At 65.3% G+C, this 14,185-nt stretch carries 10 protein-coding genes; all 10 read left to right on the top strand.

Annotation, left to right across the window (positions count from 1 at the left end):
- The first annotated feature begins 246 nt into the window (after positions 1–246).
- The 10 genes from OKW28_RS26535 to OKW28_RS26490 all read left to right on the top strand — a co-directional run bounded on the left by OKW28_RS26535 (position 247) and on the right by OKW28_RS26490 (position 14,170).
- Complete coding sequence (locus OKW28_RS26535; RefSeq protein WP_429450169.1) at positions 247–687, top strand: hypothetical protein; 441 nt, start codon at positions 247–249, stop codon at positions 685–687.
- Between the two features lie 178 nt (positions 688–865).
- Complete coding sequence (gene corA, locus OKW28_RS26530) at positions 866–1,843, top strand: magnesium/cobalt transporter CorA (RefSeq protein WP_429450167.1); 978 nt, start codon at positions 866–868, stop codon at positions 1,841–1,843.
- Between the two features lie 315 nt (positions 1,844–2,158).
- Positions 2,159–3,133, top strand: coding sequence for a sugar ABC transporter substrate-binding protein (locus OKW28_RS26525; protein WP_429450165.1), 975 nt, complete (start codon positions 2,159–2,161; stop codon positions 3,131–3,133).
- Positions 3,134–3,488: 355 nt separating this feature from the next.
- Entirely contained in the window at positions 3,489–5,081 is a 1,593-nt protein-coding gene (locus OKW28_RS26520) for a sugar ABC transporter ATP-binding protein (protein WP_429450164.1), read from the top strand.
- Positions 5,081–6,184, top strand: coding sequence for an ABC transporter permease (locus OKW28_RS26515; RefSeq protein WP_429450162.1), 1,104 nt, complete (start codon positions 5,081–5,083; stop codon positions 6,182–6,184). Before OKW28_RS26520 ends, OKW28_RS26515 begins: the two co-directional genes overlap by 1 nt.
- 145 nt (positions 6,185–6,329) lie before the next feature.
- Positions 6,330–7,373 carry a LacI family DNA-binding transcriptional regulator gene (locus OKW28_RS26510; RefSeq protein ID WP_429450161.1) on the top strand — a complete coding sequence of 348 codons (1,044 nt, stop codon included), beginning with the start codon at positions 6,330–6,332 and terminating at the stop codon, positions 7,371–7,373.
- 86 nt (positions 7,374–7,459) lie between these two features.
- Positions 7,460–8,389, top strand: coding sequence for a ribokinase (gene rbsK, locus OKW28_RS26505; RefSeq protein ID WP_429450159.1), 930 nt, complete (start codon positions 7,460–7,462; stop codon positions 8,387–8,389).
- A 359-nt stretch (positions 8,390–8,748) separates the two neighbouring features.
- Positions 8,749–10,539 (top strand): methyl-accepting chemotaxis protein, encoded by a 1,791-nt coding sequence (locus OKW28_RS26500; protein ID WP_429450157.1) that lies wholly within the window; start codon positions 8,749–8,751, stop codon positions 10,537–10,539.
- Positions 10,540–10,901: 362 nt separating this feature from the next.
- Entirely contained in the window at positions 10,902–11,663 is a 762-nt protein-coding gene (locus tag OKW28_RS26495) for a 2-keto-4-pentenoate hydratase (RefSeq protein WP_090805819.1), read from the top strand.
- 584 nt (positions 11,664–12,247) lie between these two features.
- Entirely contained in the window at positions 12,248–14,170 is a 1,923-nt protein-coding gene (locus OKW28_RS26490; protein WP_429450155.1) for a PrkA family serine protein kinase, read from the top strand.
- Positions 14,171–14,185 lie beyond the last annotated feature (15 nt).

The following is a 14,185-nucleotide window of genomic DNA, read 5'->3' as shown; positions in this document are numbered from 1 at the left end:
TCATGAAGAAGAACGCCGCGCCATGCAAGAGGCGCGGCGCCCGAGCTCCGTGCACCGTGGCTGGCGGAATGTCCGCGCGTTGCTATGATGCGAAACGGTCATGCGTACGAGCGTACCGTGTCCGCCGAACCGGCGGACACGGAGCGACGACCCACCCCGCGTAGTCGGAAACTCGGGCCGCAATCGGGAGCACAGGGGAGAACCAGCATGCCGATGCGCCTGTCTTGCCGCTGCCGAGCCGCACGGATGGCCGGGTCCGCACGCTGCGCCGCGTTGGCCGCATGCGTCGCGCTCAGCGTGCTCACGCTGGCCGGCTGCGCGTCGACGCCGGCCGAGCCGGTACCGTTCAAACCGGTGCCTGCCGAGCGCATCGTCAGACAGGGCTATACGGCGCCGGGCTCCGGCCTCGTCGCGGTGGACGTGCGGCGCGAGCGTTCGCGCGACGTGATCGTGCGGTTCCGCAATGCGCTCGTCTATATCGACGGCGAGCGCGTGACCGACCTGATGAACGGCGAGCACGTGGTGTTCTATCTGCCGCCCGGCGCGCATCGGATCGGCGTATCGACGCAGTTCGATCCGGTCATCGAGCTGAACTTCGTCGTGACGGCCGACCCGCGCTACACGAACCGCGCCTCGGTCACGTTCAACGACGATCACCGCATCGGCCTGCAGCGGGTCGCGCAGTAGCGTGCGGTCGAGCATTAACAATTGGATACGCGCGGCTTAGGTATCGCGCCTTAACATGGCGGCTGATGCAAGCGGCCTGGAAGCGTGCTTGTCCGTTCATGCAGACCCGTCGACCGTCTTACGCGATGCTTACGTGAGAGGGTGGCGAGGTCTGCTTTGTATGCAAGGTAATCCGAACATGCTGATCAATTGCGCCGCCTATCAGGACGGCCGGAAACTCGCCGACATCGATATCGACAGCATCAGCGACTACGTCGCGCGGCCCGAGTGCTTCGTCTGGGTCGCGCTGAAAGACCCGGAGCCCGAGGAACTCGCGGCCATGAAAGACGAATTCAATCTGCACGAGCTCGCGATCGAAGACGCGCAACACGGTCATCAGCGCCCGAAAATCGAGGAGTACGGCGATTCGGTCTTCACCGTGATGCACACGGTCGAGATGGATGAGACAGGCGAGCTGGTGATCGGCGAAGTCGACGTGTTCGTCGGCAGCAACTATGTGCTGTCGGTGCGGCGCGGCACGCGCACCGGCTTCAAGAGCGTGCGCGCGCGCTGCGAGCACGAGCCGCATCTGTTGAAGGAGGGCTCGGCGTTCGTGCTGTACGCGCTGATCGACGACGTGGTCGACCGCTATTTCCCGATCGTCGAGGCGATGAGCACCGAGCTCGAAACGCTCGAGGACCGCATCTTCGAGAAGAACGATTCGGCCGCCTCGCGCGCGATCGTGCAGGACCTGTACACGATGAAGCGCCGGCTCGTGATCCTGCAGCACCATATCGTGCCGCTGCAGGAAGCGGTCGGCAAACTGACGGGCGGCCGCATTCCGAGTGTTTGCGCAGGCATGCAGGCGTACTTCCGCGACGTCTACGATCACCTCGACCGGATCGTCAGAACCATCGAGGGGCGCCGCGAAATCGTCGTCACGGCGGTGCAGGTGAACCTCGGCATGATCTCGCTCGCCGAGAGCGAAATCACCAAGCGGCTCGGCTCGTTCGCCGCGCTGTTCGCGGTGCCGACCATGATCGCCGGCATCTACGGGATGAACTTCGAGCGCATTCCCGAGCTGCATTTCAAGTTCGGCTATCCGGTCGTTCTGGTGGTGATGCTGGCGATCGACTTCGTGCTGTACCGGCGTTTTCGCAAGGCCGGCTGGTTGTAGCTGGCGCACCTTTCAATTTCCTCGGGGTTTCACTTGCGGCGCGCGCGATACCAGGCCAGCATAAGCGGCCTGTGTGTCGCGCCGCACGCGACGCACAGGCGTCATCGACTGCACGGACTGAGCGAGGGACCCTTGCCACACGCTGCCCGGATCGATCGAGCGCATTGCGGCGCCGCAGATGTTGCGCGCAGGTGCGTTGCAACACTGCGAATCGTTGACATTCCGAAAGGCGTGCGCTGAGAATAGGCCTCGCAAACGTTTGCGCATCACAAAAAATACGGCTCGCCCGCGAGCCTGACAACTCTGGAGATACGCATGAGCCATCGAACCCGTCGTCGCATTCTTGCCGCCGCAGTTCTCGCCACCGCCTCCGCCGTCCTGCCTTTTTCCGCCGCCCACGCGCAGAACGCCCCGGCTCATAAGCCGAAGGTCGCGCTCGTAATGAAGTCGCTCGCCAACGAGTTCTTCCTGACCATGGAGACCGGAGCGAAAGACTATCAGAAGCAGAACCCCGGCAAGTTCGACCTGATCACCAACGGCATCAAGGACGAAACCGACACCGCTAACCAGATCCGCATCGTCGAGCAGATGATCGTGTCGAAGGTCGACGCGATCGTGCTCGCGCCGGCCGATTCGAAGGCGCTCGTGCCGGTCGTCAAGAAGGCGGCCGACGCGGGCATCATCGTCGTCAACATCGACAACCGGCTCGATCAGGACGTGCTGAAGTCGAAAGACCTGAACGTGCCGTTCGTCGGCCCCGACAATCGCAAGGGCGCGCGGCTCGTCGGTGACTACCTCGCGAAGCGCCTGAAGGCCGGCGACGAGGTCGGCATCCTCGAAGGCGTGTCGACCACCACCAACGCGCAGCAGCGTACCGCGGGCTTCAAGGACGCGATGCAGGCCGTCGGCGCGAAGATCGTGTCGGTGCAGTCGGGCGAGTGGGAAATCGACAAGGGCAACGCGGTCGCATCGGCCATGCTCAACGAGTATCCGAACCTGAAGGCGCTGCTCGCCGGCAACGACAACATGGCGATCGGCGCGGTGTCGGCCGTGCGCGCGGCCGGCAAGCAGGGCAAGGTGCTGGTGGTCGGCTACGACAACATCAACGCGATCCATCCGATGCTGAAGGATGGCCGCGTGCTCGCCACCGCCGACCAGTACGCGGCGAAGCAGGCCGTGTTCGGCATCGATACCGCGTTGAAGGCGCTGAGCGAAAACAAGAAGCAGTCGCAGCTATCGGGCGTCGTCGAAACGCCGGTCGATCTGGTGACGAAGGACACCCTGAAGTAAGCGCGCCGCGCCCGGCGTGAAGCACGAGCCGGGCGAGCCGGAAAAGCGCACGGGAAGCCGTAAAAATCGCCACGAATTATGCGGATAGCATGTTTTAGAGGCAAACCACCACCCAGCGATCCGCTTTTATTCAACGAACGCTCAAGAATCCCGCCGCACCGCCGTTAATCCCAGAGATAAGCGTCATGGCGGCGGCTCGCGTGGCGAGAGGGAGCGCGGCCATGAGCGCCTGTGCATTCCCGCGCAGTGGGCCGCCATGACTCGTGGCAGCCGGGCGCGGTGTGCTGTGCGGCAAGCGCAGCGGACCGCCGGGGCGCCACGAGGGCGCCAGAAGCGCCATGCAACCAGGAGCGCGATGGATTCGACCGACCACGACGCCTTGCCTGTCGTACTGAGCGTCAGCGGCATCGGCAAGACCTATGCCGAACCGGTGCTCGCCGACGTATCGCTGTCGCTGCGAGCGGGCGAGGTATTGGCGTTGACCGGCGAGAACGGCGCGGGCAAGAGCACGCTGTCGAAGATCATCGGCGGGCTGGTCGAAGCGAGCGCGGGCACGATGCGGCTTGCCGACGCGCCGTACGTGCCCGCGAGCCGCACCGAGGCCGAGGCGCTCGGCGTGCGCATGGTCATGCAGGAGTTGAATCTGCTGCCTACGCTGTCGGTCGCCGAGAACCTGTTCCTGAACCGGCTGCCGCGTGCGGGCGCGTTCAGCTTCGGCTGGATCGATCGCGGCAAGCTGCGCGAGAACGCGCGCGAGGCGATGGCGCAGGTCGGGCTCGACGCGATCGATCCCGACACGCTGGTCGGCGAACTGGGCATCGGTCATCAGCAGATGGTCGAGATCGCCCGCAACCTGATCGACGACTGCCGCGTGCTGATCCTCGACGAGCCCACCGCGATGCTGACCGCGCGCGAGGTCGATCTGCTGTTCGAGCAGATCGGGCGGCTCAAGGCTCGCGGCGTCGCGCTCGTCTATATCTCGCACCGGCTCGAAGAGCTGGCGCGGGTCGCCGAACGGGTCGCGGTGCTGCGCGACGGCCGCCTCGTGTATGTCGACGCGATGGCGAACCTGACGAGCGAGCAGATCGTCACGTGGATGGTCGGCCGCGAGCTCGGCGAGCGTATCGATCTCGGCGCGCGCAACATCGGCGCGCCGCTCCTGAAAGTGGAGCGGCTCGCGCGCGGCAAGGTCGTGCGCGACGTGTCGTTCGAGGTGCGCGCGGGCGAGATTTTCGGTGTGAGCGGACTGATCGGCGCGGGCCGCACCGAGCTGATGCGGCTCATCTACGGCGCCGACCGCAAGGACGGCGGCAGCGTGTCGCTCGCCGCGACGCCGGGCGCGCCGCCTACGCCGGTGCGAATCGACTCGCCGGCGGACGCGGTACGCGCGGGTATCGCGCTGATCACCGAAGACCGCAAGGGCGAAGGCCTGCTGCTGCCGCAACCGATCGCGGCCAACCTGTCGCTCGGCAATCTCGGCAGCGTCGCGCGGCGCGGCCTCGTCGACGCGAAGCGCGAGAACGCGCTGGCGCACAAGCAGATCGCCGCGATGCGGATTCGCAGCTCGGGGCCCGCGCAGATCGTCGGCGAGCTGTCGGGCGGCAACCAGCAGAAGGTCGTGATCGGCCGCTGGCTCGCGCGCGACTGCCGCGTGCTGTTGTTCGACGAACCGACGCGCGGCATCGACGTCGGCGCGAAGTTCGATATTTACGGCCTGATGGGCGCGCTCGCTCGCGCCGGCCGCGCGCTCGTCGTGGTGTCGAGCGATCTGCGCGAACTGATGCTGATCTGCGACCGGATCGGCGTGATGTCGGCGGGCAGCATGACAGGCGTGTTCGAGCGCGCGAGCTGGAGCCAGGATGCGCTGCTCGCGGCTGCGTTCGCCGGCTACCGCGGCCGTGACGCGCTGCTGCACACGCACGGCGTCAACGAAGCAGGGAGTCTGTGATGACCGATCAATCGTGGCGCGAGGCGGCGGGTGTCAAACAGGACGGCCAGTTGGACGGCCAGTTGGACGGCCAGCAGGACGGCAAGCAAGGCGGTGCGCCGGACGCGCCCGCCGTGACGCCGCCCGCCGATCCGTCGGCGCCGCTCGCGAGCGGCAAGCCGGCCGGCACGCGGCTCGGCTTTTCGAACTACCTGGGCCTCGCCGGAGCGCTGCTCGCGATGATCGTGCTGTTCTCGCTGCTGAGTTCGCACTTTCTGACCTACGACACGTTCAGCACGATCGCGAACCAGATTCCGGATCTCGTCGTGATGTCGGTCGGCATGACCTTCGTGCTGATCATCGCGGGGATCGATCTGTCGGTGGGCTCGGTGCTCGCGCTCGGGGCGTCGGTGGTCAGCGTGGTGACGCTGAAGTGGGGCTGGGGGCCAGCTGCCGGCGCGCTGCTCGGGGTCGCGGTCGCGGCGCTGACCGGCACCGTGACCGGCGCGGTGACGGTGGGCTGGCGAATTCCGTCGTTCATCGTGTCGCTCGGCGTGCTCGAGGCGGCGCGCGGCATGGCGTATCAGATGACCAATTCGCGCACCGCGTATATCGGCGATGCGTTCGATTTTCTGTCGAACCCGATCGCGCTTGGCATCTCGCCGGCCTTTCTGATCGCGGTCGCGGTGATGGTGATCGCGCAGCTGGTGCTGACGCGCACGGTGTTCGGGCGCTATCTGGTCGGGATCGGCACCAACGAGGAAGCGGTGCGGCTCGCGGGCGTCAATCCGCGGCCGTACAAGGTGATCGTGTTCGCGCTGATGGGCGCGCTGTCCGGACTCGCGGCGCTGTTCCAGATCTCGCGGCTCGAGGCGGCCGATCCGAATGCGGGTGTCGGCCTGGAGCTGCAGGTGATCGCGGCGGTCGTGATCGGCGGCACGAGTCTGATGGGCGGGCGCGGTTCGGTTATCAGCACGTTCTTTGGCGTGCTGATCATTTCGGTGCTGGCGGCGGGCCTCGCGCAGATCGGCGCGAACGAGCCGACCAAGCGCATGATCACCGGCGCGGTGATCGTGGTGGCGGTGGTGCTCGATACGTACCGCAGCCGTCGCAAACGCGCCTGAGGTGTGCGCCGCCGCGTACCGATGAATGAGTGCATGGGACCGGAGTAAGCGCTAAAGCGCTAACTCCGTTCGACCGCGATGAAACCGCATGGGACCGGAGTAAGCGCTAAAGCGCTAACTCCGTTCGACAGGAGAGCAACAGGTTATGACGACGATCAAGGATGTAGCGGCGGTGGCGGGCGTGTCGTTCACGACGGTATCGCACGTCGTGAACAACTCGCGGCCGGTGTCGGCCGATGTGCGCGCGAAAGTCGAGCACGCGATCCGTCAACTGCACTATGTGCCGTCGGCGGTCGCGCGCTCGCTGAAGGCGCGCTCGACCGCGACGATCGGACTGGTGGTGCCGAACAGCACGAACCCGTATTTCGCGGAGCTCGCGCGCGGCATCGAGGACGGCTGCGCGCGCAATGGCTACTGCGTATTCTTCTGCAACTCCGACGATGACCCCGCGAAGCAGCGCAACTATCTGCGCGTGCTGCAGGAAAAACGCATCGACGGGTTGATCGTCGCGTCGGCCGGCGACGACGCCGTGCTCGCGCAGGCGCTCGCCGACGCGCGCGAGCCGCTCGTGGTGGTGGACCGCAACATCGAGGGAGTCAGCGCGGACCTCGTGCAGATCGATCACGAGAAGGGCGCGTATCTGGCCACCCGTCATCTGCTCGAGCTCGGGCATGTGCGGATCGGTTGCATCACGGGGCCGGTGCGGACCGCGGTCAGCGCGATGCGGGTGCACGGCTTCATTCGCGCGATGGCCGAGCGTGGCATCGAGATTCCGGCCGATGCGATCGTCGAAAGCGATTTTTCGGGGACGGGCGGACATCGCGCTGCCGCGCAGCTGTTCGATACGGTCAGGCCGTCGGCGATTTTCGCGGGCAACGACATGATGGGCATCGGCGCGTTGCGCGCGGCGGCGGAGCGCAATATCAGCGTGCCGCGCGATTGCTCGATCATCGGTTTCGACGATATCGAGCTGGGCCGCTTCACGTTCCCGTCGCTGTCGACGGTCGGACAGTCGGTGCGCGCGCTTGGCGACACGGCCGCGCAGACGCTGATCGACCGGATCGCCGAGGCGTCGTCGAACAGCACCGCGCGGGCGCCTGCGCGCCGCCGCGTGGTGTCGCCGCGGCTGATCGTGCGGGAGTCCACCGCGACATGGGCGGGCGAGGAACGGCGGGATCTGGCGGCCTGATGCGCCGGTTCAAGGACGCATTAGGGGCGCTCGAAGGACGCGCTCGCAATAGCGACGCGACCCGTCGCGCAACGGAGGACACTCGAGTGGCAAGCAACCCAACGCGCGCACGCGTCACGGTGGTCGGTAGTCTGAACATGGACCTCGTGGTGCGTTCGCCACGCCTGCCCCAACCGGGCGAGACGCTGGCCGGCCGCGGCTTCGCGCAGGTCGCGGGCGGCAAGGGCGGCAACCAGGCGGTCGCGGCCGCGCGGCTCGGCGCGCAGGTGTCGATGCTCGGCTGCGTCGGTGCCGATGCGAATGGCGCGCAGCTGCGCGCGGGCCTCGAAGCGGAGCGCATCGACTGCGCCGCGCTCGAAACCGGCAGGGAGCCGAGCGGTGTTGCGCTGATCGTCGTCGACGATGCGAGCCAGAACGCGATCGTGATCGTCGCGGGCAGCAACGGCGAGGTCACGCCGGCCACCATCGCGCGACACGAAGCGACGCTCGCCGCCGCCGCCGTCGTGATCTGTCAGCTCGAAACCCCGCCCGAATCGGTGCGCGCCGCGCTGGCGGCGGCGCGGCGGCTCGGTAAGATCGTGATCCTGAATCCGGCGCCCGCCACCGGCCCGTTGCCGGCCGACTGGCTGCCGCTGATCGACTACCTGATTCCGAACGAACTCGAAGCCGCCGCGCTGAGCGGTCTCCCCGTCGACTCGCCCGAGGACGCCGCACGGGCCGCTGCCGCATTGCGCGCGGCCGGCGCGCGCAACGTGCTGGTCACGCTCGGTGCGCGCGGCGTGCACGCGTCGCTCGAAGGCGCGGGCGCGACGTTGTACGACGCGCCGCGCGTCGAGGCGGTCGACACGACCGCGGCCGGCGACACCTTCATCGGCGGCTTCGCGGCGCAGCTCGCGCAGGGCGCGAGCGTCGATGCGGCAATCCGCTTCGCGCAGCGCGCCGCCGCGCTATCGGTGACGCGCGCGGGCGCGCAGCCATCGATTCCGACGCGCTCCGAGGTCGACGCATTGGACTGATGCCGCGGCGGCATTGGCACCGCGCACGTTGCCTGATCGAACTGTCCTGCCACCGCTTCGGGCGACTCCGAACGGCCCGCATCTCCACCCATTCCCGCCGCCAAGACGTCAAAAATCGTGCTTTGACGAATATCGCCGCGTTTCCCCTGCGGGCCGCGAACACACTCGTTTCCAGTCAACTTGCTTTCAACGTCCAACAACGTCTTTGTTCATACCTTTTAAATGCTTCAAGTCTATGAGTGCGCTGCCGTAAACGGAAATTAGAGCGCTCTTTCAAAAAAAGCGCCGGACCTAACACACGCCGCCCCCACGCTGCGTAGGCAGCAGCCGCTCACTGAGTACAGCACACAGGACCAAGCATGTTGAATAAAGGCATCACGATCAAGGCGCGAATTGGCCTCACGATGGCGTTCCTCGCCGCGTTGCTGGTTGCGATCGGCGTTTTCGGTGTGTTCGGCATGAGCCGTTCGAACGACGCCTATGAGGACACGTTCACCAACGCGATGCCGAGTGCGGTGAACATCGGCAACGCGGAAATCTACGCGGCTCGCGAACGACTCGCGCTCGACCGCGCCGCGTTCCTGGTCGGCACACCGGAAGCGGCCACCACCATCGAGCGCGGGCGCATGCTCGGGGGCACATCCGACATGTGGTGGAAAAAATATCTCGATCTGCCACGCAACGCGGACGAAGACCGGCTTGCGCAGGACGTCGCCGCGAAGCGCAACGCGCTGCATCAGCAACTCGAAACATTCGCGGCGGCGATCACGGCGAACGATCAGGGCAAGCTGGTCGAGGACGCGAAGAATCTGCAGGTCGTCTTCAACGACCTCGTCGGCGCCGACGACGCGCTGCGCAAATACCAGTTCGATTCGGCCAGGCAGGGCTTCGACTCCGCGCAGAGCAGTTTCCAGACGTTCCGCGTGGTCAGCATCGGCGCGCTGGTGATCGGCGTGCTGGCGGCGGCGCTGTCGTATCTGACGCTGAGCCGCTCGATCGCGCGTCCGCTCGAGGAAGCGCTCGGCCACTTCGATGCGATCGCGGCCGGCGATCTGCGTCGTCCGGTGATCGCGACATCGCGCGACGAAATGGGGCAACTGCTCGAAGGAATCGCCAGAATGCAGCGCAGTCTCACCGAAACGGTGCGCAGCGTGCGCGGCGGTAGCGAGTCGATCGCGACCGCGACGCGCCAGATCGCGGCGGGCAACATTGACCTGTCGTCGCGGACCGAGGAGCAGGCGTCGGCGCTGCAGGAAACCGCCTCGAGCATGGAGCAGCTGACCGGCACGGTGCGGCAGAATGCCGACAACGCGCGCCAGGCGAGCGCGCTCGCGGCCAACGCGTCCGAGATCGCCAACAAGGGTAGCGCGGTGGTCGGCCAGGTGGTCGGCACGATGGGCGACATCAACCAGAGCTCGGCGAAGATCGCCGACATCATCTCGATCATCGAAGGCATTGCCTTCCAGACCAACATCCTCGCGTTGAACGCAGCCGTCGAGGCGGCGCGCGCCGGCGAGGAGGGGCGCGGCTTCGCGGTCGTCGCGGGCGAAGTGCGCAGCCTCGCGCAGCGTTCGTCGGCGGCGGCCAAGGAGATCAAGGAGCTGATCGATACGTCGGTCGAGCGCGTGCAGTCGGGCTCGGCGCTCGTCGACGAGGCCGGCCGCACGATGAGCGAAATCATCGGCGCGGTGCAGCGCGTGACCGACATCATGGGCGAGATCGCGGCGGCGTCGGAGGAGCAGAGCGGCGGCATCGACCAGGTCGCGCGCGCGGTCACGCAGATGGACGAGGTCACGCAGCAGAATGCGGCGCTAGTCGAAGAAGCGGCCGCCGCCGCGTCGTCGCTCGAGGAGCAGGCGGCGCGGCTGCGCAGCGCGGTCGCGGTGTTCCAGGTCGATGACAGCGGCCGTGGCGGTCACGAAGCGGCGTCGGCGCTTGCTGCGCCGAAGCGCCCGGTGTCCACGAGCCCGGTCGCAACACGCGCACGCAAGCTCACGCCGGCTACCGCGCAGGCGGCGTTGCCGGCGAAGTCATCGATTCCGGCCGCGGCCGCTGTCACGCCGCAGGTAGCGGCCGCGTCCACGTCCACGCGCGCGCCGGCCAGGTCCGCGGCGACGGCCGGCAGCGATCAGGATTGGGAGACCTTCTGAGCTGGCTCGGATTCAGGTGTACATGGGCAGCGGCGCTGTCGTGCGTCAGGTGAGTCGAGACGCGCCGTTCGGCGCAACAACCGTTCCCGTTCGCTAGCTGTCCGGCATCCGCGTCGCACTCGCGACGATCGCTTCGCGAACAGCCGCGCCTGGACGCCCCATGCGCGGTTTTTTTCAGCTCCGGCAAGAATTAACGTTTGCGCGCCGCCACCTTTCACCGGCGCGTGTCGCGATCCGGTACATTGACGGGCACGGCCCCGATCCGTTTGCGCGGTGCGCGGCTGCCCGCACCTCCAACAGGTGGCTCCCACATATTGCCACGTCCTGCGAACCCTGCCATGCGCCAGCCACAAAGAACCGACATGACGCGATACGATCTTGCGCAACGCCTCGTCGAGGCACGCCGGCAGCGCCGGCCGATCGACGCGCCCGCACCCGACAGCCTGCCGCCCGACGCGGCCACCGCCTACGCGATCCAGCAGGCGGTGATCGTGGGCCTCGGCGAGTCGACCGGCGCGTGGAAGATCGGCGCGAAGTCGCCGGGCGGCGCCGCGTCGGGCGCACCGATTCCGGCCTCGCTGGTGATGCCGTCGCCAGCGAGGCTCGCGCATGACGGATTCTTTCGCGTGCTGGTGGAGCTCGAGATCGCGTTCCGCTTCGACGTGACGATCGAGCCGCGCGCTCAGGCGTATGCGCGCGACGAGGTACTGTCGAAGGTCGGCGCCGTGCTGCCGGCCATCGAGATCGTCGACAGCCGCTTCGCCGAATGGCCGAACGTCGCGCCGCTCGCGCAGTTGGCCGACGCGCAGAACAACGGCGCGCTGATCACCGGCCATCCGGCCGTCTATGCGAGCCTCGCGCGCGGCTTCGACTTCGTGTCGCCGGAACTGGAGCTGAGTTTCAACGGCCGCTCGCTGATACCGGAAGTGACCGGCAATCCGGCAGGCGATCCGCGCGAGCTGCTCGTGTGGTTCGTCAACCATTGCGCGGCGATGGGCATCACGATCGAGCGCAACTGGACCTTGACCACCGGTTCATACGTCGGCGCGCACAAGATCGACGAACCCGGCATCGTGCGTGGTCATATCGACGGATTGGGTGAAGTGGAAATTGAACTGACCTGATCGATGCTGCGGCGCTTGTAACCGCAAATTACAACGCTTGATTCCAAACGGCTGCCCGCGTGCAGCCGTTTTTATTTTGGCGAATTTGAAACGGTGGCAGTCTTTGAATCGTTAACCTGTTCGAATGCATTTGTTGCAACTTTGCCGCTGCCACACCCTATGAGAGCGCCGCGTGCTCATCACGTGCATGCTTTTCGTGACGAAGTGTGCGTGCGCAGACAGCCGCATTTTGGTGGAGGGTCGACGGTGCGGGTACGGGATGTGCAATAGCAACGCGGTGACATGACGCGATGCAGCGGTCCGGCGAAGTCGTGCAGGAGCACTGACTAGCGATGCGGTGCTGAAGAAAGTAGCGATACAGCGGTGCAGCAGATGATGTGATTGGTTGCTGCGTGAGCAAAAAAAATTGTAGGTGGTCGAATCTTTGTTTCCAGGTGAGGATTGTAGCGTGGCGGTTGCGGCGCGATTTTCGCAACGTAGTCCGTGAAAAAAAATTTAAAAGGGTTTAGGATGAATTCGAGCGATGTCGTTTCCGAATAGCGCGCCGCGCACGACATCGCCCCAGACTTCGGCGAGGAGGTAGCATGGATATCTACAGCAGTTTCGCGACCCGCTTCGAGAAAACACGGGAGGACGAACTCTCGCTCGAGGAGTATCTCGCGCTCTGCAAAGACAATCCCGCCGCGTACGCCACTGCGGGCGAACGCATGTTGACGGCAATCGGAGAACCGGAACAGATCGACACTCGCAACGATCCGCGTTTATCGCGTATCTTCGCGAACAAGGTCATCAAGGTATACCCCGCATTCCGTGAATTCTACGGAATGGAAGAGGTGATCGAGCAGGTGGTCGCCTACTTCCGGCATTCGGCCCAGGGGCTCGAAGAAAAGAAGCAGATCCTGTATCTGTTAGGACCGGTCGGCGGCGGCAAGTCGTCGATCGCGGAACGTCTGAAGCAATTGATGGAACGCGTGCCGTTCTATGCGATCAAGGGCTCGCCCGTCAACGAATCGCCGCTCGGTCTGTTCGACTACGAGGAAGACGGTCCGATCCTCGAAGAGCAATATGGCATTCCTCGTCGCTACCTGCGAGGCATTCTGAGTCCGTGGGCGGTCAAGCGCCTGCACGAGTACAACGGCGACGTCCGCAAGTTCCGCGTGGTGCGCCGCTATCCGTCGATCCTTCGCCAGATCGCTATCTCGAAGACCGAACCGGGCGACGAGAACAATCAGGACATTTCGTCGCTGGTCGGCAAGGTCGACATCCGCAAGCTCGAACAGTACGCGCAGGACGATGCCGACGCGTACAGCTACTCGGGCGGCCTGTGCCTCGCGAATCAGGGCCTGCTCGAGTTCGTCGAAATGTTCAAGGCGCCGATCAAGGTGTTGCACCCGCTGCTCACCGCGACCCAGGAAGGCAACTTCAAGGGCACGGAAGGCTTCGGCGCGATTCCGTTCGACGGCATCATCCTCGCTCACTCGAACGAATCGGAATGGAAGGCATTCCGCAACAACCGTAACAACGAGGCACTGCTCGACCGGATCTTCGTCGTCAAGGTGCCGTACTGCCTGCGCTATAGCGAAGAGGTCAAGATTTACGAGAAGCTGCTGCGCAACTCGTCGCTCGCCAACGCGGTCTGCGCGCCGGGCACGCTGAAGATGATGGGGCAGTTGTCCGTGCTCACGCGTTTGCACGAGCCGGAGAACTCGAGCCTGTTCTCGAAGATGCAGGTCTACGACGGCGAGAATCTGAAGGACACGGACCCGAAGGCGAAGTCGTATCAGGAGTATCGCGACTTCGCGGGCGTCGACGAAGGCATGACCGGCGTATCGACCCGCTTCGCGTTCAAGATTCTGTCGCGCGTGTTCAACTTCGACTCGACCGAGGTCGCGGCCAACCCGGTGCATCTGATGTACGTGCTCGAACAGCAGATCGAACGCGAGCAGTTCCCGCCGGAAACCGAGCAGAAGTATCTGTCCTTCATCAAGGACGTGCTCGCGTCGCGCTATGCGGAGTTCATCGGCAAGGAGATTCAGACCGCGTACCTGGAGTCGTACTCCGAGTACGGTCAGAACATCTTCGACCGCTATGTCACGTATGCGGACTTCTGGATCCAGGATCAGGAGTTCCGCGACCACGACACCGGCGAGAGCTTCGACCGTGCCGCGTTGAACGCCGAGCTGGAGAAGATCGAGAAGCCCGCGGGCATCAGCAATCCGAAGGACTTCCGCAACGAGATCGTGAATTTCGTGCTGCGTGCGCGGGCTGCGAATGCGGGCAAGAACCCCGCGTGGATCAGCTACGAGAAGCTGCGCGTCGTGATCGAAAAGAAGATGTTCTCGAACACGGAAGAGCTGTTGCCGGTGATCTCGTTCAACGCGAAAGGCTCGGCCGAAGAGCAGCGCAAGCATGAAGACTTCGTCAATCGCATGGTGGCGAAGGGCTATACGCCGAAGCAGGTGCGCTTGCTGTGCGACTGGTATCTGCGCGTGCGCAAGTCGTCATGATGCGCGCATGATACT

Origin of the sequence: Paraburkholderia sp. 40, assembly GCF_050434105.1 — a bacterium.
In the GTDB taxonomy this organism is placed as follows: domain Bacteria; phylum Pseudomonadota; class Gammaproteobacteria; order Burkholderiales; family Burkholderiaceae; genus Paraburkholderia; species Paraburkholderia tuberum.
Note: the sequence above shows the minus strand (reverse complement) of the source record. Positions and strands in the feature narration are given on the sequence as shown.